The following is a 19,482-nucleotide window of genomic DNA, read 5'->3' as shown; positions in this document are numbered from 1 at the left end:
CGGCCGCCCCGATCAGGGCGGCCGACATGACCCGCTTCCGCACGACGCAGACGGTTCCCGAGAGCGCGCGGCGTGTTGGCGTGCGGGTCGGTCAATCGCGCGTGGTGCCGGAAGAAGTGCCGGTAGCCCTGACCTATGGCGGTTCCACGCATGCGGTGATGATGGCGACGCCCGCCGATCTCGAGGATTTCGCCGTCGGCTTCAGCCTGACGGAGGGCATCATCTCCGATCCTGATCAGATCGACGCAATCGATGTCGTGGCCGAGGAGAAGGGCATCGATCTGCAGATCACTCTCAAGGACGAGGTGAACGAAGCGTTGCGGCTGCGCCGCCGCCACATGGCCGGGCCGGTCGGCTGCGGCCTTTGCGGTATCGAATCGATCGAGGAGGCCGTGCGCTCCACGCCGAGTGTTTCGGCTTCGCCGCTAAGACTCACCGATGAGGACGTCGTACAGGCCGTCGCGCTTCTCGACGGCAAGCAGCCTCTGCACAGCGAAACGCGCGCCGTGCATGGCGCGGCATTCTATGTGCCGGGAAGCGGATTGATCGCCGTCCGCGAGGATGTCGGTCGACACAATGCTTTGGACAAACTGACGGGGGCGGCCGCGCGGGCCGGTTTCAAGGGCGTCCAAGGCGCCGTCGTCGTCACCTCGCGCGTCTCCCTCGAGATGGTCCAGAAGACGGCGATCACCGGCAGTCCGGTGATCATCGCCATTTCCGCCCCGACGGCTCTTGCGATCCGCACCGCTGAAGAGGCGGGGATAACGCTGGTCGCGCTCGTGCGCGGCGACGAATTCGAAATCTTCACCCACGCCGAACGCATAGAGTGGGACGGGGGTAGCGCTCGGCTTTCCGCCCGCATGCCGCTCTGATTCTGGAAACCGGAGTTTTCCGATGTCGACTGAAAGCACCAATGCCAAGCTCATCTATATGGCGAACCAGATCGCCACGTTTTTCCAGAGCCAGCCGGCAAACGAGGCGGCGCAAGGCGTCGCCACTCACATCAACAAATATTGGGAACCACGCATGCGTCGCAAGCTGTTCGAGCATATCGACCACGGCGGCGAGGGGCTGAAGCCTCTGGTGCTGGAAGCGGCCTCGAAGATCAGGCGGCCGGAAGCGGCCATAGATCCCGCAGCATGCCTTTAATCTCAGAAAATGCCGGCGCGAGGGAGAGCGGCCATCGCCGTCCTCCCTCGGTCCTACTTTATGGCGTGCCGTAAGGGCTCAGAAATCCGCCCACTGGTTGCCGGCCGGAACGAGGGCAAGGTTCGATCTTGTCCCGCTGCGCGCCGCCTTGCCGGTGGCGTGCAGGGGTGCGGCCGGCTGGTATGCTTCTGCTGTAGCCGGTCCGATCCGGAACTGGCGAAGCAGGGTGTGCAATGCATCAGCCTCCAGCGACATCCTGTGGCTCGCGGCAGTGCTTTCCTCCACCATGGCCGCGTTCTGCTGCGTCGTCTGGTCCATGGCATTGACGGCCTGGTTGATCTCCCGCAGACCTGTTGCCTGCTCACGCGCCGCTTCGACGATCGCCGAGACGTTGACATCGATATCATTGACCTGGGCGATGATTGCTTCCAGTTCGGTACCCGTCTGGCCGACCAGCGAAGCGCCGCTCTTCACATGCTCGCCGGAGGTCGTGATCAGCGTCTTGATTTCCTTCGCCGCGTTTGCCGAACGCTGTGCCAGTTCGCGCACCTCCTGTGCCACGACGGCGAAGCCCTTGCCGGCCTCGCCTGCGCGGGCCGCCTCGACCCCTGCATTGAGCGCCAGGAGGTTGGTCTGAAAGGCGATCGAATCGATCACGTTGATGATGTTGCTGATCTCGCGGGAGGATTGCTCGATCTGGCCCATCGCGTTGATCGCGCTCTTGACGACGAGACCGGAGCGTTCCGCGCCCTCCTTGGTCTTGGCGACCAGATTGCCCGCATCCTCCGCTCGGCGGCTCGTGTCGGTGACGGTGGTGGTGATCTGGTCAAGTGCCGCCGCCGTTTCCTCGACCGAAGCCGCCTGTTGTTCGGTTCGTTTTGAAAGATCGTCGGCGGCCGATCGGATCTCGCGCGCTCCGCCTGCGATGCCGCTGGCGTTTTCACCGACCGTCTGCATGGCCCGACGGAGGCGGGCCAACGCCTCGTTGAAGTCCTTGCGCACCAGTTCCATACTGGGCACGAAGGGTGCATCGAGCGACAGTGTCAGATCGCCCTCGGCAAGGGCCCGTAAGCCGGCCCCGAGTGCGTTGATCGCGCCCATCCGTTCGGTGACGTCGGTCGCATACTTCACGACCTTGTATACGCGGCCATTCGGATCGCGAAGGGGGTTGTAGGCTGCCTGAATCCAGACCTCCTTGCCTCTCTTCCCGTAACGGACGAACTCGTTGGCAATGAATTCGCCCTGAGCCAGCCTCTTCCAGAAATCCGCGTATTCGGCCGTGCCCGCATAACCGGGCTCGCAGAACATGCTGTGGTGCCGACCGACGATTTCGGTGAGTTCGTAGCCAAGCGCATTGCAGAAGTTTTCATTGGCCGCGAGCACCTCGCCCGTCGGGGTAAATTCGATCACAGCCTGGGAGCGGGAAATGGCATCGAGCTTGCCGGCATCTTCCGTGGCCCTCATCTTTGCGGCGGTGATGTCCGTCGCAAATTTCACGATCTTGCATGGCTTGCCGTTGCGGAAGACCGGGTTGTAGGTCGCCTGGATCCATATCTCCCGGCCCCCCTTGGCAATGCGCCTGAAGGTGTCGCTCTCGAACTCGCCGCGGCCAAGTCGCAACCAGAAATCGCGATATTCATCGGTCGAGACGTATTCGGGGGCGCAGAACAAACGATGGTGCCGGCCGGTGATTTCCTCCGGGCGGTAGCCGAGCGCCTTGCAGAAGTTGTCGTTCGCGCCGAGGACATTGCCGGCGAGATCGAACTGAACGATTGCTTGCGACTTGGACAATGCTTCAATGATGTGGTGCGCATCCGCGCTTTTCGCGAAAGAAAACATGATTCTCCTCTGAAATCCGTTGCTTGAAAAAGAGGCTGGTCATTGGCAGCGGAGTACGGGATACGACTCAACTCAGCGGGACCAAGGCCAAGCGGTCGACTCGTGGATGCTTTCTGTTCTATTGCGCCGCCCTTGAGGAGGCAGTTATGCTCATATGGAAGATATCGAACTCGGAGACGTCAAATCCGAGTACAACCTAAATTAGAGCTATACTCTTAATGACGCATTAAAATAGCAGTGGCGTACATTGAACGCCAGGGTTGTCTCCGAACAACGCAGCGTCCACGGTTCAGTCCGCACAAAAAAGCCGCCATGACGAGGCGGCTTTTTCTCATCCTGCATCGAAGCACCGCGCATCTTCTGCCATTGGCACTACAGCGCCGTGCGTCCTTCAGGCGATTCAGGCCGCACAAAGGGCGCTGCAAGACCTTGAATCTGCGCATCTTGCTTTCCACAGCGACATCCTGTGGCTCGCGGCAGTGCGTTCCTCCGAAAATCGGTTCTGATTTTCGGGCCGATGCACTATGCCGCGAGGTCCTCGATCTCGCGCTCCTTGAACATGCGCGACAGGTTGAGGAAGCAGATCATGCCGGTCTCGTTGGCGATGATGCCTTCGGCGAAGCTCTTATCGAAGGAGGCGGTTACTTCCGGCACCGGCTGCACCTGGCTGCCCTGGACGGTCAGGATGTCGGAGACGCGATCGACGACGAGGCCGATTACCATATTGTGGACTTCCGCGACGACGATGGCGCTGCGCTCGTTGGCGACGGTCGATTTCATGCCGAGCTTGTGGGCAAGGTCGATGATCGGGATCACCGTGCCGCGCAGGTTCATGACGCCGATCACTTCCGGCGGCGAATGCGGAATGGGCGTCGACGGCGCCCAGCCGCGGATCTCGCGGATCGTCGTCGTCTTGACGCAAAATTCCTGGTCGTGGAGGCGGAACGCGATGATTTCCAGCGTTTCGCCGTCGAAGCCAGCCGTTTTCAATGTGCCTGTCATCGAAGGTCCTTCAAACTTTTCGGTCGACGCCGCCGGCGCCGACTTCGCCAAATCCGTGAGGCTCCCTTCGACTGCGCGCCGCGCCGGTTCGGTCGGGAACCATGGTCCGCCGATGGCATTCGGCCAAGCGCAAGCTGCATCATGCGCGGTAATCCGCTTTGCGCGTCAGAGATTACTCTAGCGCGGGAATCGTTAAGACTTGCTTTTTCCGTAATCGGGATCCGTTCGGATCTGTGGCTGCGGCCGCCGCGGCCGGCGTTGCACCGCCCTCAGGCGCCGCGGGTTGGGCGGTCGAGGACGCGGCGGCCGAACAGGCTTGCCGTAAGTTCCACCAGAATGCGGGCGCTCTTGCCGCGGTCGTCGAGGAAGGGATTGAGCTCGACCAGGTCAAGCGAGGAGACGAGGTCGCTGTCGTAGAGCATCTCCATGATCAGATGGGCTTCGCGGAAGGTGGCGCCGCCCGGAACCGTGGTGCCCACACCCGGCGCGAGCTCCGGATCCATGAAATCGACATCGAGGCTCACATGCAGGAGGCCGTTTGCAGCGCGCACCTCATCGAGGATCTGGCGCATGATGTAAGCCATGCCCAGTTCGTCGACGGTCCGCATATCATAGACGTTTACCCCATGTTCGGCGATTTCGTCGCGTTCGCGCGCATCCACCGAGCGGATGCCCACCTGGAAGACCCGCTTCGGATCGACCAAGGGCCGGTCTTTCGGGAGGATAGGAGCGAATTCAGCCTCACCGCAGAAGAATGCGACAGGCATGCCATGCATGTTACCCGAGGGAGAGGTGGCCGGCGAATTGAAGTCGGCATGGGCGTCGAGCCAGAGCACGAAGAGGGCTCGGCCGACTTCGTCGGCATAACGCGCCATGCCGGAGACGCTGCCCATCGAGAGCGCATGGTCGCCGCCGAGAATTATCGGGACATGCCCCTTGCGGGCGGTGTCGCGCACCGCGTCGTTGAGCGCACGGGTGAAGGCGGCAACCATCTGCAGGTTGTTGGCGCCCGGGTGGTTGGCGAGATCGCTCGCCGCCGAAGGCCGGAGATCGCCTTCGTCCTCAACCCCGTGGCCGAGTCCCGCAAGAACCGTATCGATGCCAGCGATCCGGAGCGCCGTCGGCCCCATGGCCGCGCCGCGGCGGCCGGAGCCTTCCTCGATGGGTGCGCCGATCAATGCGATGGTTTTCATCTCCGCCTCTTCCTCTATTCGGTTCCCTGGAGTCGCGCGGATTATCCTCAAAAGCGACGACGGCAAAAAGATGGAAAACTGTCGATCAGAAAGCTATTCTTTACAGATTGGCAACCTCGCTTTACAAAGTGATGTGTATGGACGATCTCGATCAGACGCTCATCAGCGCGCTGCGACAAAATTCGCGAATACCGGTGTCGACGCTTTCCGCCTTGACCGGCGTTTCGCGAGCGACGATTGCCGCACGGATAGAACGGCTGGTGGCAAATGGCACGATCGCCGCCTTCACCATCCGCACCGGATCGGAAATCCCCGCTTCCGGCGTTCGCGCGGTGGTCATGATCGAGGTGCACGGCAAGATGGCCGACCGCGTGGCCGAGCAATTGCGCGGTCTGCCGCAGGTGCGGGCGCTGCACAGCACCAATGGTCGGTGGGACTTCATTGCCGAACTCCAGGATCGCGATCTTGCTAGCTTCGACGAGACCTTGCGGCGCATCCGGCTGATCGACGGCATCACGGTCACGGAATCGAACATCCTGCTCAAGACAAGCAAGATGGCCGGGCCCTTTTGAGGCGTTGGCGGTCCAGCGTTCGGGGTGGCTTTTTGTTCTTGCTTTGTTCCAATCCTGGTATATTATAGCTGCCTCAGCACAAAGAGAGGCACAAGGAACGACGCGGTCTTCGGCCGCTATTCCGTTTCAACCGTCAGAACAGTCGCGCTTACGGTCTTGGGTCAAGCCGATCCGGACGGCCGCGACCCATGGAGGATGTCATGGTCAGTTTTCGTGGGGACCCGATGGCGCGGCAGATCTGTATCAAGCTGTTCGTCAGGCACGGTGAAGTGGAAAGCGCGATCGCCTTTTATCGTGAGGTCTTCGGTGCCGAACTCCTCCGTCGCCACGAGTGGAGTGGGATTCTGACGAGCGCCGATCTCTGCATCGGCGATTCCGTTTTCAGGGTGGCAGGCGCCAATCCGCGCCGGGATGCGGAACCGCGGCTTGGCGGTCCGCGCTCGCCGCACGCTCTCGGCACCACAGCGGCAATTCTGGAACTCCATGTCGACAACGTGGACCGGGTGCTCGAACGCGCGATCGGCGCCGGTGCGAGCCTGCGCAACGGAGCCGAGACGCTGCCGACGGGAGATCGCGTCGGCGCGCTGATCGATCCGTTCGGTCATATCTGGGCACTGTTCACCGCCATCGACGAGGGCGAGATCGTTGACGCATTCAGCGTCGAGCGGAATGCCGCTTAAATGGAGTTCGCCGTTCGGCAGCTCCTCGAAACCCCTCCCCAACCCTTCCCACCTGTGGGGAGGGGTTCCGGGGAGAACGCTACAGCGCGGGGAAAATCGTCGCTCAGTACTCCCGCTCAAAGAAGACGCCGCCGGATGCCGAGCCGTCGCCGGCGGCCGAGCCTTTCAGCTTCACGCCGCGGCCGATGTCGAGATTGATGGTCGCCTTGGTGGACGCCGTGTCGGAGCCCTGCTGCAGTTCTATATAGGTTCGATCGTTGATGTACTTGCCGGCGCGCAACTGTGCGCCGCCGCTTTCGTCGGTGGTGATGTCGAGGTCGTCGACGCCGAGCCTGTTGCGCAAGCCGCCGAGCAGCGACGTCGAGCCGCCGCCCGCGAGCTGGCTGACGGCGGTAGCAAGTTGCGCGATCTGGAATGCCGATAGGTTGTTGAGCGATCGGTTGAAGATCAGTTGCGCCAGGATCTCGTCCTGCGGCAGCGCCGGGGAGGAGGAGAAGGTCACCGTCGGATTGTTGGCGGCGCCGGCGATGTTGACGGTAATGGTCGTGGAGCCCGCACTCGAGGTTGCGTCGAGGTCGAGGGTCGGAACGAGGTCGCCGCCAAAGCCGATATGGCCTTCCGTGAAGGTCAGGCGCCTGCCGAGAATTTCGAGGCGGCCACGCCGCATGTCGAAGCCGCCGGAGACGATCGGTCGGTTGGCGGTGCCGCGGATCGTGAGATTCCCGCCGAGTTCGGCATTGATGCCGCGTCCGCGCACGAAGAACTGCCCGGGGGACCGAACGTCGAGATTGAAGGCAATGATGCCGTTGCCGTTGACGCCGGCATCGATCGGCGTGTCCTGGAGCACTTCATTCGCCATCTGACGGACCCCGGCCGGCGCGTTCCTGTGCTCGATGTTGATCGCAGCCAGCGAGGCCGGCAACTTCTCAGGAATCGTGATTGCCGCCCTGCGGACCGTCAACTGGCCGCCGAGCACCGGAGTTGCGGTGAGCGGACCGGTGAGCGTGAGATCCCCCGCCAGGTCGGCCATGAAAAGCGTGCCGTCGATGTAAGTGGCATTGTTCAGGCGGATCCTGAGGTCCGCCGGGAAGCCGGAGCCGGGCGCTACGCCGACAGTGCCGCTTGCCTCGATGGATCCACCGGTCGCGAGATTGGCCGAGAGATTCGAGATCGTTGCCTGCTGTCCGTCGAGTCTGACATTGGCCGCAAGGTCGTTCAAGGCGAGATTACGCCGGACGTCGACGAGGCGGCCGCCTGTCGTCGAGATGGTACCGGCGATCCGCGGTGCCCGTGCGGAGCCCGAGAGCGAAAGATTGACATCGGCCGATCCGGTGAGCGTGAAACCCTGTTCCGCCATGGCGCCGGCAATCAGCGCGAAGGGCACGTCTCCTGTGAAGCTCATTTCGATCGGCATGGTGCCGCCGAGATCGACATGGCCGCCGCCCCGGAAAGACAGCTCTCCTGGTCCGGACACCGTCGCCTCGACCGTGACGCGATTGCCGGCGTATCGGCCGGTGGCGGAAACGTCGAGTGCAGCCACACCGGCGCCGCGGGTGGTCGCGACCGAGGCATCGCTCCAACTGAGGTCATAGGTGATCACGGGTTCGCCCGCGCTTCCCCTGACCTCGACCGTGCCGTTGATCGCGCCGGCGGCCTCCAGCGTCGGGGCGAAGGTATTGATAAGGCCGGCCGGCAGCGCGTTCAGCCTTGCCGAAATGTCCAGCATTTCGCCCGCAGTGCCATTAACGTCAATGGTGCCACGCGACGCCCGCACGGTCAGTTCGCCGAGGCGGACGACGCCGTCCTCGATGGTGATCACGGCCGGTTCGGCAAGGCTCAAGGGGATGTTCCGCGGAGCGGCTGTAAAGGAGGTGAGGCGAATTTCCGTGCGGTCGCCCGCTCTCGCCAGATCGCCTTCGGCGGCAAGCCGACTGCCGTCATATCTTCCGTCGACCGCGAAGCCCGTCCTGTCGCCCTGCTGGTCGAAGGTGAGGCTGACGTCGGTCACGCGGTTTTGACCTTGAGCGACGCTTTCGGCCCTGACGCTGCCCCGGATCGCCAATTCGCTGACATCGGCGATGCTGATGTCCACGACCGGATTGGCAATCGTCAGTGCGCCGCGCCTGATGGCGCTGCCGGAGGCGTTCAGCGAAACCGAGGTCGTGCCATTGGCGGTGCGCACGGATGCCGAGCCGGAAAGGTCGCCGGAGGCCTGCTGCCCGGCAATTGCGGCGATCAGGCCGAGATCGGGCAGGTTGAAATTGATCGTGCCTTCGGGCCTGAAATCCTGTGTGAGGTCGAGGGCGCCCGTCACGCGGTTGTCACCGATCGTCGCCTCGAGCGTGGGAATGGACGTGCGGCCCTCCCTCGAAACCACTTCGGCCCGGACGTCGATCGCCTGCCCGTCGAGTGCACCCGTGGCGGTGAGATTTGCCTGGGGACTGCCCGGTGCAAGCGTCGCATCGGCGGTGATCGTCAGGTCCGTCAGCGAGCGGCCGGCGAGTGTGGCACCGCTCGAGGTCATCTCCCCCTTCAGGTTCAGCGCGTCGAGCGGGCCGGAAATATCCGCGTTGAAGGACGCCTCACCCTGCGCATCGCCCAGCAGCTTGCCGAGGTCCGGCAGGGTGCCCTCGAACTCTGCCGTGAGCGCGCCTTCGGCAAGGGTGGCGGAACCGATGGCGGTGACCGTCTCAGAGGTGATCTCGAGCGCGCTCAACCTCGTGGCCTCGCCGCCGGTCTCGATCTTGCCCGAAACGGTGACGGGTGCGTCGAAACGGGCCGCCAGCCCGGCGGGCAGCGCATCCGGTTCGGCGGTGAACTCGAAGTCGGCCTCGGCTGTCGTGCCGGTCCGGTCGAGGGTGCCGGTAACGCTGCCGCGGAATCCCGCACCTTCGATCGCCGTCGGATCGAAGCGAATGGTCTCTTCGGCGACGGTGACCCTGCCATTGGCATTCAGGTCGCGCACGGCAATCTCGATCGATCGCGTCGATGCGACGGAAGCTTCGCTCCAGGCGAGGTCGTAATCGACGACCGGCGCTTGAGCCTCGCCGCTGACATCGACGCTGCCCGAGATCGTCCCCTGCGCCCCAAGCGTCGGGGCGAAGCGATCGATCAGGCTGGCGGGCAGCGCATCGAGTCGCGCCGTCAGATCAAGCGTGTCGCCGGCGGTGCCGGTGATGGTGACGGTGCCGCTCGCGGCGCGGATCGTCAGGCCGTCGAGACGGGCCGCGCCCCCTTCGATCGCCACGACCGCCGGGGCAGCGAGCTCGAGCGGCACGCCTCTCGGCGCGGCGGAGACGGAGGAAAGGCTGATTTCGGTGCGATCCGCATCCTGGGTCAATTCGCCCGATGCGGTCAGCGGCGCCCCGTCAAAGCTGCCCTGCAGCGAAAAGCCGGTTGCGGCCTGCCGCTGTTCGAGGGTGATGCCGAGGTCCGACACGCGGTTTTCCCCGATCGCCAAGCTCTCCGCCTGAATTTGGCCGCTCATGATTGCCGGCCTGGCCATGTCGGCAATGTTGATGTCCACCTCCGGCCTGGCGACCGTAACCGCGCCGAAGCCGATATGGGTGCCCTCTGCCTCGATGGCGACGGATGTCGTGCCGTCGGTCGTCTCTAACGTCGCGGTGCCGGAAAGATCGCCGGAGACCTGCTGGCCCTGCATGCGTGTGATGAGGCTGAGGTCCGACAGGTCGAAATTGATCGTGCCGCTCGGCCTGAATCCGGAGCTGAGATCTAGCCTGCCGGTCAAACGGTTGCCGCCGACCGTTCCTTCGATCGTCGGTACCGAGGTGCGGCCGTATTGCGAAACCACGTCAGCGCGCAGGTCGATCGGCTGACCGTTGAGCGTGCCGCTGGCAGTGACCTTCGCCTGGGGAGCGCCGGATATCACCGTTCCATCGGCGTTGATCGTAAGATCGCTGAGCGTCCGGCCGCCAAGCGTGGCGCCGGTGGACGTTACCTCCGCCATAATATCCGGCTTGGCGAGCGGACCCTCGATGGCTGCGTGGAAGGCGGCAGGCCCTTCGGCATCGTCAATGAGCCTGCCGAGATCCGGTAGCCGGCCGGAGAGGTCGGCCGTCAGGGTCTCGCCGGCAAAGGCGAGCGAGCCGGAGGCGTTGACCGTTTCCGACTTTACCTCAAGATTGCTCAGTTCGATCCGGCCGTCCGCCTCGGTCGAGAGATTGCCGGAAAGGGCAATCGTGCCGTCGAACTTGCCGGCGATCGCGGGCGGCAGAACCTCGGGGACCGCGAAAAGGTTCAATGCAGCATCGATCAGCCCGCTGGAGCGGTCAAGCGTGCCGATGACGGTGCCGCCAATGCTAGGGCTTTCGATCGTCAGCGGATCGAAACGAATCGTCTCCGGGGCGACGGCAAGCATGCCTTCGGCGTTGATCGGCGCCTGTATCGCCCGGTCGAGCTCCGCGCTCGCAAAGCGGCTTTCGCCGATTTCCACGGTCGTCTTCAGCACTCCCGTCTGCGCTTGAAGATCGAATGCGTCGCTTTGTGCGGAAAGCCGTATGTCGCCAAGAGTTCCCTGCGGAAATTCGACGGAAGCTGCATCGGCGGAGATATCGAGGTTTGCCGATTGCCCCTCGCCGACCAGCGACAGATTGGCCCTGTTGATCAGCGTCCGCAGATCTTCTTCCCCGATCGGCCAGCGAAAGTCGACCGGGCCGTCCGTGCCGGCGAGGCTTGCCTGCAGATTGTTCTTGCCGCGGCTGTCGATCGTTCCCGAGGCATTGAGCGTCATCGCGCCGGTGGAAAGCCTGCCGGAGTCGATGCGGACCATGCTCTCGCCGTCGAAGGCAGCGGCAATGTCGATATCGGTCGTGCCCTCGAAGAGCGATTTGAAAGCAGGGGGCATAAGCGGCGCGAAGGCGCCGCCGCCCGAAACCGTGAGATTGTGCATGCCGTCGGCGGTCAGGAGGTGGCGCCCTCGGAGTTGAAGAATTTCGTCGCCGGCGAGCCTGGCCGTACCCGATCCTGTCCAGTCGGACAGCGGACCCTCGCCGGTCAACGCGATATCGACGGCCGGTTCGCCCGGCAGACGCAGCAGCTTCGCCAGCAGCCCGCCTTTCGGTTCGGAAAGCTCTGCTTCGATCTTCAACTGGTTGCCGGCCGGATCGAACACTAGATCGACCACGGCGCGCGCCTCGGGCCGGTCGCGCTCGGATGCCTCGAAGGCAAGCGCCACGCTCGAATCGGTGGCGTGAACCCTTCCGGTCGCCGTCAGGACCTGGTCCTCACCCGCGATCGCCTCGCCGATCACGATTTCACTCAGGTCGAAGGCGTCGATTTTTACATCGAGCGGCGGCGTCAAGGTCGAGCGTACCTCCCGCGTCTCCTGCGATGGAATCGGCATTCGTTCCAGCCGAACGGAGCCGGCCGAGACCTTCGACGCATCGAAGCGCTGGGAAAGCAGTTCCGCCGGCGACCAGTCGATTGCCAAGTCCCGTACCTCCGCATAGACGCCCTCGCCATCGAAGAGCGTCACGCTGCCGGCGGTAAAGTGCCCCGTCAGCAAAGCGCTCGGGTCGGAGATGCGGACAATCTGGTCGGGCGTTGCCGCGTATTTCTCGATCGCCCAGGCGACCACTCGCGCGCCGGGGGCCGTGAATCCGAGAAAGCCGATGGCGAGGAGCAGCGCCACCAGCGCAGCCGCGAAGACGGCGGATAGATAGCGCAATGCGACCCGAAGAAAGCGGATGACCTGATTCATATCCTATCCATAGCCCATGTTGCGCCGCTCTGGAATCGGCAGGACGGAAGCGGGGTGCCGCGAATAGCCATTATAACAGGCCGGCCGGCATAAATCAGAAAGATTGGCCGATGCCTGCATAAATCCCGTAATCGGTGCCGCCGGGATACTTGTTGAGCGGGACTGCGAAATCGAGCCGGATCGGTCCGAAGGGCGTCGCATAGCGCAGGCCGATACCGGCGCCGGCGCGGACGTCCGAGAAATCCGGCAGCTCGTCCGCCGAGACGCTGCCGGCATCGATGAAGGGTACGATGCCGATCGTGTCGGTGATAGCAATGCGCGCCTCAAGCGAGCCGCTCACATAGGATCGGCCGCCGGTCTCCTCGTTGTCGGCATTGCGCGGACCGATCTCCTGGAAGGCGAAGCCGCGCACCGATCCACCACCGCCGAGATAGAAGCGTCGGGGCGCGGGAATGTCGGCGAGTTCGTCGCCGCCGACAAGCGTGCCGGCGCCGATCCTGCCGGCAAGCACGACTCCGTCCTCGGGCCCGAGCGCCTGATAGCCGGAAACCGTGGCCTCGAAGGAGCTGAAGAAGGTCTTGCCGTCGATCTCATAGCTTGGCGTGGCGCCGATCAGCGCGCGATAGCCTTCCGTTGCGTTCAGCTTGTTGTCGCGGGTATCGCGGACGTATTCGAACGGGAGGGCGGCGGTGAGATAACTGTTGGAGCCGAACGCATCGTCCACATCGGCGATGCTCAACTCCGCGCCGACCGAGACCGTATCTTCCGGTGAGAGCTCGAAACCGGCGCCCGCAGCCGCGGTGATGGTCTTGGCGCGATAGGCATCCGGGTCGTCGATGGCCGCCTTGATGCTCGCCGTGAAGGTCGATGCCGGCCCGAAGGCGCCGGGTTTTGCAAAAAGGATGCTGGCGGAATAGTCGAGCCCGCCGATATCTGTGGTCTCGCCGATACGGTCCACGGAGCCCTCGATGCGGATCGATTCGGCGCGCCCGAAGAGATTGCGGTGACCCCAATAGCCCTGCAGTCCGAGGCCGTCGGTCGTCGAAACCTGGCCGCCGAAGCCGAAATAGCGATGCTTGCCCTCGGAGACCTGAATGGTCATCGGGATGGTGCCGTCCGGCGCCAGCTGATCGGCTTCCGTGATGGTGACGCTCGAGAAGACATTCAGCTGCCGCAGACGCTCCGCGGCCCTGCGGATGTTTTCCGGCGAGTAGGGCCGACCCTCGTTGAGGCGCGAGTAGTCGCGGACGAATGTCGGATCAACTGTTCTTGTGCCGGTGACCGTGAGATCGCCGACGGGGGCGACCGGGCCGCCCGCGGCGGCGATCGTGACTTCGACAGTCGAAGTGGCGTGATCGGCTACGACGCTGCGTTCGGTGAGGCTTGCAAGCGGCCGACTCTGTTCCTTCAGATCGGCGACGATCTGCTCGCCCGCCCGGATGATCAGCGTCGAGTCGGCGCGGGCGCCCGGCGTAAGCCCATAGGCGGACGGGGCGAACTGCGTGGCATCGCCTTGGAAGGTTACCCTACCCAATGTAAAGACCGGCCCAGGGGCGACCCGCACCGTGACCGGCACAGGCGCGCCCTCCGGGAAAGACGGATCCGGCGGCAGGGTGTCGATGTCCTGTCCATTGATCAGGACGCTGACAACACCGCCATAGCGCGCGTTTTCATAGAGCGCCGCGAGCAGGCGCTCCCGGTCGTCGCGCGCCTTGATCAAGAGGCCGAGGTCGCCGGAAACCGGTTCCTCGCTATCCTGGTAAAGCGCGGATGCGTTCTGGAGCGCCTCTCGCAGGTCCGCGTCAGCCGTGCCGGTTTCGAAGGTGAGCGCATAGCGGACCGGGTCAATGACCTGAATCTCCTCCTCCGCGCTTTCGAACAGCCGCAGACCGAAGATGTTGATTGCAAGCGCGTTGCCGGCGGACAACGGACCGAGCGCGGTCGAAGCTGCAAGGACAAGCGCCGCTGCAGCCTTCCAGTACGCAGTACTCGACTGTGGTGGCGACATCCCCTCCGCATCCCGTTTCAGGCGACTCTTTACTCACTGCCTGCCTGTGCGGCAATGGGCAGTTTAGCATTGCTTGGTTCTCTATCTGTTAACGGTGACGGCGTGCCACATCCACCCCGGATCCGAGATCCGGTGGCGATTCCGGCAAAAAGGACTGGCTTTGTTGTCCGTCAGACACAAAAAAGCCCCGGAAGGCGGCGATCGCCGCCTAGATGCTTATCCACGCGGGTGTTCTCACGACCTGGCGCGTTCACGTCTTGAAGCGTGCCGCCTCTTCGGACCCGCGCGTCGCATCTCCTGCGCTGTAGGAGTGCGCGCCGGCGCCGGCGAGCTTGCCACCGGCGACGATCAGATACTCCTCGCGGATCGGTCTGCCTTCGAACCAGCATTCGAGAATCTCTCGCGTGCCCGCCGCATAGCGCGTCTGGGCAGAGAGCGAGGAACCCGAGATATGCGGCGTCATGCCGTGATGGGGCATCGATCGCCAGGGATGATCCTTGGGCGGCGGTTGCGGGAACCATACATCACCCGCATAGCCGGCGAGTTGGCCGGTCTCGAGCGCCCGTGCGATGGCATCGCGATTGCAGATCTTGCCGCGAGCGGTATTCACCAGATAGGCGCCGCGCCTCATCTTGCCGATCATCACCTCGTCGAAGAGGTTTTCCGTCTCGGGGTGGAGGGGCGCGTTGATCGTGACGACGTCGCAGACGGGCACCATCTCCTCCGCGGTTTTATGAAAAGTGACGCCGAGTTCCTTCTCGACGGCGTCGGGGAGCCGGTGCCGGTCCGTGTAGTGCAGCTTGACGTCGAAGGGTTTCAACCGCCGCAGTACCGCCGTGCCGATCCGCCCGGCGCCCACCGTACCGATGTCCATGCCTTCGATATCATAGGAGCGGGCGACGCAGTCGGCGATGTTCCAGCCGCCCTTCACGACCCATTCATAGGAGGGGATATAGTTGCGTGCGAGGCTGAGGATCATCATCACAACATGTTCGGACACGCTGATCGAGTTGCAATAGGTCACTTCGGCGACGGTGATGCCGCGCTCGATCGCGGCCTGGAGATCCACGTGGTCCGAGCCGATCCCGGCAGTAATCGCGAGCTTCAGCTTGCCTGCCTTGGAAATCCGTTCGGCAGTCAGGTAGGCAGGCCAGAAGGGTTGCGAGATGACGATATCGGCGTCGGCGAGTTCCCGTTCGAAGACGCTGTCGGGACCGTCCTTGTCCGAGGTCACCACAAGGCTATGCCCTTGGCTTTCGAGAAACTTCCTCAAGCCTAGCTCGCCGGAGACGCTGCCGAGCAGGACTCCCGGCTGAAAATCGATGGCCTTCGGGCTGGGAAGCGTCTGTCCGTCGGGGTAATGCTCGAGCTTCGGCAAGCCATCCCGCGCATAGGTGGTCGGATAACCATCGACAGGATCGTCGTAGAGGACGCAAACGACCTTTGCCATTTCCATCTCCCTTCACTGGAACGAAGGGGAAGGCCTCAGCTTCTTGATGCTGCCGGTCAATACGGACGAACAGCAGGGCGATGTGCTCTGTTGAATAATCTGCGGCCAGCAGGCTCGCTTCTGGCGTTCCCACGTTCGTAGAGTTGGTATCACCTTAAAAGGTGGAGGAGCCGGACGGTGTTTCAAGTGGTCCGCGTCGTCACCTGCCGGTCCCGGGCTCCCACCGATGGCATGGGAGCGCACGAAAAAGCCCCGGATCGCTCCGGGGCCCCGTCTTAGCCTAACGGCGCTGCAATCAGCAGGCGTCGATATAGCGGCGGCCGTAGCGGTCGCGGTAATAGCATTGGCCCGGCTGCTCCGTGACATGGCCGATCAACGCACCGGAAACGCCGCCGATGGCCGCGCCGACGGCCGCGCCGCGTACGTTGCCGGTTACGGCGCCGCCGATAATCGCGCCCGATGCGGCACCGATTCCGGCACCCTTTTCGGTTTGCGTGCAGCTTGCGACCGACAGGGCGACCAGCACAAGTGCGATGGCTTTTTTCATCTTGTCCTCTCCGAACTCTACGGATCTCAGCCTGTCGCCTCGTCCGTCTCCTGGGTGATGGGAGGGCAGCACAACCGCCTGCTTCCCTTGAATTTGCAACCTGAAAGATAATCCACTGTCCGGCAATGTCTACTGGAGGCGGCGAATCTTCCGCGGCAAGATAATGCGATCTTTCCTGAACAGAAGATGAAGGCGTTCGCCTTTGCGGAAGAGACTACGGCGGATTTTTTGCCGTCCCGTGGCTGCAAACGGTTGCGGCATTTGAAAAAAAGACAAATGATACAGCGTGCCAGGCCGGCCCGGGAGGAGCGGGCCGCTGGCAGAGGGCATTGATTTCAGTGGGCGCGTTCCGTCGCGTGAACAGATCTCACCCGACCTAGCCGCGCTCGAGTTGGCACCGACCGACCTCCGGAGGAGCGAAATGGCGAAAATAACGATGACGGTCAACGGCCGCCAGGTGACGGGCACCTGCGACGACCGGACGCTGCTGGTGCACTTTATCCGCGAAAACCTCGGACTGACGGGGACGCATGTCGGCTGCGACACCACGCAATGCGGCACTTGCGTCGTCCTGATGGATGGCCAATCGGTCAAGAGCTGTTCGATCCTCGTCGCCCAGGCGGAGGGCTCGGCGATTACGACCATCGAAGGGGTGGCGCAATATGGCGAGCTTCATCCGGTTCAGGCGGCGTTCAAAGCGCATCACGGCCTGCAATGCGGCTTCTGCACGCCGGGCATGGTCATGACCGCCGTCGATATGATCCGCCGTCACGGCGGCAATCTAGACGAGGCGACGGTGCGCGCCGAGCTCGAGGGCAATATCTGTCGCTGCACCGGCTACCACAACATCGTCAAGGCGATCCTGGCCGCGGCTGCCGAGATGGGCGGCGGCGCACGCCAGGCCGCGGAATGAGCGGCAATTGCCCGACGGAAATCCAGAACTGCGCTGAATATCTCGGAAGGAGATAGGCAATGGGTGTTGAAGGGATTGGCGCGCCGGTCGCGCGCAAGGAAGACAGGCGGTTCCTCACCGGCAAGGGACGCTATACGGACGATATGACGGTGCCGGGAATGAAATATGCGGTCTTTGTGCGCAGCCCGCATGCGCATGCCAGGATCGCAGGAATCGACGCGGCGGAGGCGAAGGCCATGCCCGGCGTCATCGACGTGCTCGACGGAGAGCAATTGCTGGCGGACGGAATCGGCAATCTCATCTGCGGCTGGATGATCCATTCGAAGGACGGCTCACCGATGAGGATGGGCGTCTGGCGGCCGCTTGCGGACAAGACGGTGCGCTATGTGGGCGATGCGGTCGCGGTCGTCGTGGCCGACAGCGTTGCCGAAGCACGCGACGCGGCGGAAGCGGTGATCGTCGATTATGATCCGCTGCCGGTGGTCGCCGATCCGTTGCAGGCGCTGAGTGACGGCCAGCCGCAGATCCATCCGGAAGCCCCCGGCAACCTGATCTTCGACTGGGAGATCGGCGACGCCGCCGCGGTCGACCGGGCGATTGCCGGCGCGGCGCATGTGACGGAACTGAAGCTCTTCAACAACCGCCTGTCGCCCAATCCGATGGAGCCGCGCGCTACCCTCGGCATCTACGATCCGGGCGATGACCATTACACCTGTTACACGACCAGCCAGAACCCGCATCTGGCGCGTCTGGTGATGAGCGCCTTCTACAACGTCGCTCCGGAGAACAAGCTGAGGGTGATCGCGCCCGATGTCGGCGGCGGCTTCGGCTCCAAGATCTATATCTATCCGGAGGAGATCGTCTGTCTCTGGGCTTCGAAGCGCACCGGTGTGCCGGTCAAGTGGACGTCGGACCGCACCGAGGCGTTCCTCACCGACGCGCATGGCCGTGACCATGTGTCGACGGTCAAGATGGCCTTCGACGCCAACCATCGGATCACGGCGCTCGAGGTCGATACGATCGCCAATCTCGGTGCCTATATGTCGCTCTTTTCCTCGGCCGTGCCGACCTATCTCTATGCGACGCTGCTCTCCGGGCAATATGACATCCCGGCGATACACGCCAATGTCCGCACCGTCTATACAAATACCGCTCCGGTCGATGCCTATCGCGGCGCCGGGCGCCCGGAAGCGACCTATCTCCTGGAGCGGACGATGGAAACGGCGGCGCGCGAGCTCGGCATTTCGCCCGCCGAGCTCCGGCGCATCAATTTCATCCGGTCCTTCCCACACCAGACGCCGGTCATCATGAATTACGACGCCGGCGATTACGAGGCGTCGCTCAATGCGGCGATGGCAGCCGCCGATGTGGACGGCTTTGCCGCGCGCAGGGCGGAATCGGAGCGGCGCGGCATGAAACGCGGCGTTGGCATGAGCTGCTATATCGAGGCCTGCGGCATTGCACCGTCGGCTGCGGTCGGCTCGCTCGGCGCCGGCGTCGGCTTATGGGAATCGGCCGAGGTCCGGGTCAATGCGGTCGGCACGATCGAGGTGATGACTGGATCGCACAGCCATGGCCAGGGGCATGAGACGACCTTTGCCCAGCTCGTCGCCGAACGACTGGGCGTGCCGATCGACAGCATCAATATCGTGCATGGCGACACGGACAAGGTGCAGATGGGCATGGGCACCTACGGCTCGCGTTCCGGCGCCGTCGGCATGTCGGCGATCGTCAAGGCGCTCGACAAGGTCGAAAGCAAGGCGAAGAAGATCGCGGCGCACATCATGGAGGCCGACGAGAGCGACATCGTCCTCGAGGACGGCGCCCTCAAGGTCGCCGGCACCGACAAGGCTCTACCCTGGTCGCAGGTGGCGCTTGCCGCCTATACCGCACACAACCTGCCCGCCGGCATGGAGCCTGGCCTCAAGGAGGGCGCTTTCTATGATCCGGCGAATTTCACCTTCCCGGCCGGCTGCTACATCTGCGAGGTGGAAGTCGATCCGGAAACGGGCAAGACGAATATCGTTCAATTCGTCGCAGCGGACGATTTCGGCAATATAATCAATCCGATGATCGTCGAGGGGCAGGTGCATGGCGGCCTTGCGCAGGGAATCGGCCAGGCGCTGCTCGAAGGCGTGCATTACGATCCCGACAGCGGACAACTGCTGACGGCGAGCTACATGGATTATGCCATGCCGCGCGCCGACGACCTGCCGTCCTTCAAGGTGTCGACGACGAATACGCCATGCCCCAACAATCCGCTCGGCATCAAGGGATGCGGTGAGGCGGGGGCGATCGGCTCGCCGCCGGCACTGATCAACGCGATCACGGACGCAATCGGCAACAACGCGCTCACCATGCCGGCAACGCCCGAAAAGGTTTGGGCCGCCGCGCAAGCCGCCAATTGATC

13 protein-coding genes are annotated in these 19,482 nt (G+C 63.4%); 6 read left to right on the top strand and 7 right to left on the bottom strand.

Translation table 11 applies throughout. The annotated features are described in order from the left end of the window. Positions 1-26 precede the first annotated feature (26 nt). Together fdhD and SJ05684_RS14800 are read left to right on the top strand one after the other, a co-directional pair. The gene (gene fdhD, locus SJ05684_RS14805) at positions 27-872 is read left to right on the top strand and encodes a formate dehydrogenase accessory sulfurtransferase FdhD (protein WP_034853122.1); all 846 of its coding nucleotides are present in this window, start codon (positions 27-29) and stop codon (positions 870-872) included. Positions 873-894: 22 nt separating this feature from the next. Then, complete coding sequence (locus SJ05684_RS14800) at positions 895-1,149, top strand: formate dehydrogenase subunit delta (protein ID WP_034853082.1); 255 nt, start codon at positions 895-897, stop codon at positions 1,147-1,149. Between the two features lie 78 nt (positions 1,150-1,227). On the opposite strand, the gene SJ05684_RS14795 is transcribed toward SJ05684_RS14800, so the two are convergent. From SJ05684_RS14795 to rocF, 3 genes are all read right to left on the bottom strand, one after another. Beyond that, positions 1,228-2,988, bottom strand: a complete 1,761-nt coding sequence (locus tag SJ05684_RS14795) for a methyl-accepting chemotaxis protein (protein ID WP_034853084.1) — start codon at positions 2,986-2,988, stop codon at positions 1,228-1,230. Between the two features lie 522 nt (positions 2,989-3,510). Beyond that, positions 3,511-3,990: a chemotaxis protein CheW gene (locus SJ05684_RS14790; RefSeq protein WP_034853124.1), complete on the bottom strand. Its 480-nt coding sequence runs from the start codon at positions 3,988-3,990 to the stop codon at positions 3,511-3,513. A 269-nt stretch (positions 3,991-4,259) separates the two neighbouring features. Continuing rightward, positions 4,260-5,183: an arginase gene (rocF, locus tag SJ05684_RS14785; RefSeq protein ID WP_034853086.1), complete on the bottom strand. Its 924-nt coding sequence runs from the start codon at positions 5,181-5,183 to the stop codon at positions 4,260-4,262. A gap of 137 nt (positions 5,184-5,320) precedes the next feature. Here rocF and SJ05684_RS14780 point away from each other — a divergent pair, with 137 nt between their 5' ends. Continuing rightward, positions 5,321-5,755 carry an Lrp/AsnC family transcriptional regulator gene (locus SJ05684_RS14780; protein WP_034853126.1) on the top strand — a complete coding sequence of 145 codons (435 nt, stop codon included), beginning with the start codon at positions 5,321-5,323 and terminating at the stop codon, positions 5,753-5,755. A gap of 200 nt (positions 5,756-5,955) precedes the next feature. Beyond that, complete coding sequence (locus SJ05684_RS14775) at positions 5,956-6,435, top strand: VOC family protein (RefSeq protein WP_034853088.1); 480 nt, start codon at positions 5,956-5,958, stop codon at positions 6,433-6,435. 103 nt (positions 6,436-6,538) lie between these two features. Here the strand turns inward: SJ05684_RS14775 and SJ05684_RS14770 are convergent, their stop codons facing one another. The 4 genes from SJ05684_RS14770 to SJ05684_RS14755 all read right to left on the bottom strand — a co-directional run bounded on the left by SJ05684_RS14770 (position 6,539) and on the right by SJ05684_RS14755 (position 16,159). Then, complete coding sequence (locus SJ05684_RS14770; RefSeq protein WP_034853090.1) at positions 6,539-12,154, bottom strand: translocation/assembly module TamB domain-containing protein; 5,616 nt, start codon at positions 12,152-12,154, stop codon at positions 6,539-6,541. Between the two features lie 94 nt (positions 12,155-12,248). Beyond that, positions 12,249-14,162, bottom strand: coding sequence for an autotransporter assembly complex protein TamA (locus SJ05684_RS14765; RefSeq protein ID WP_095694281.1), 1,914 nt, complete (start codon positions 14,160-14,162; stop codon positions 12,249-12,251). Positions 14,163-14,412: 250 nt separating this feature from the next. Next, entirely contained in the window at positions 14,413-15,612 is a 1,200-nt protein-coding gene (locus SJ05684_RS14760) for an NAD-dependent formate dehydrogenase (protein ID WP_034853130.1), read from the bottom strand. Positions 15,613-15,907: 295 nt separating this feature from the next. Beyond that, positions 15,908-16,159, bottom strand: coding sequence for a YMGG-like glycine zipper-containing protein (locus SJ05684_RS14755; RefSeq protein WP_034853131.1), 252 nt, complete (start codon positions 16,157-16,159; stop codon positions 15,908-15,910). A 421-nt stretch (positions 16,160-16,580) separates the two neighbouring features. Here SJ05684_RS14755 and SJ05684_RS14750 point away from each other — a divergent pair, with 421 nt between their 5' ends. Together SJ05684_RS14750 and SJ05684_RS14745 are read left to right on the top strand one after the other, a co-directional pair. Continuing rightward, a complete protein-coding gene (locus SJ05684_RS14750; protein WP_034853133.1) occupies positions 16,581-17,072 on the top strand; it encodes a (2Fe-2S)-binding protein in 492 nt (163 codons plus the stop codon). A gap of 59 nt (positions 17,073-17,131) precedes the next feature. Then, positions 17,132-19,480, top strand: coding sequence for a xanthine dehydrogenase family protein molybdopterin-binding subunit (locus tag SJ05684_RS14745; RefSeq protein WP_034853135.1), 2,349 nt, complete (start codon positions 17,132-17,134; stop codon positions 19,478-19,480). The last annotated feature ends 2 nt before the right edge of the window (positions 19,481-19,482 follow it).

The sequence above is a fragment of the Sinorhizobium sojae CCBAU 05684 genome (assembly GCF_002288525.1).
GTDB lineage: Bacteria > Pseudomonadota > Alphaproteobacteria > Rhizobiales > Rhizobiaceae > Sinorhizobium > Sinorhizobium sojae.
Note: the sequence above shows the minus strand (reverse complement) of the source record. Positions and strands in the feature narration are given on the sequence as shown.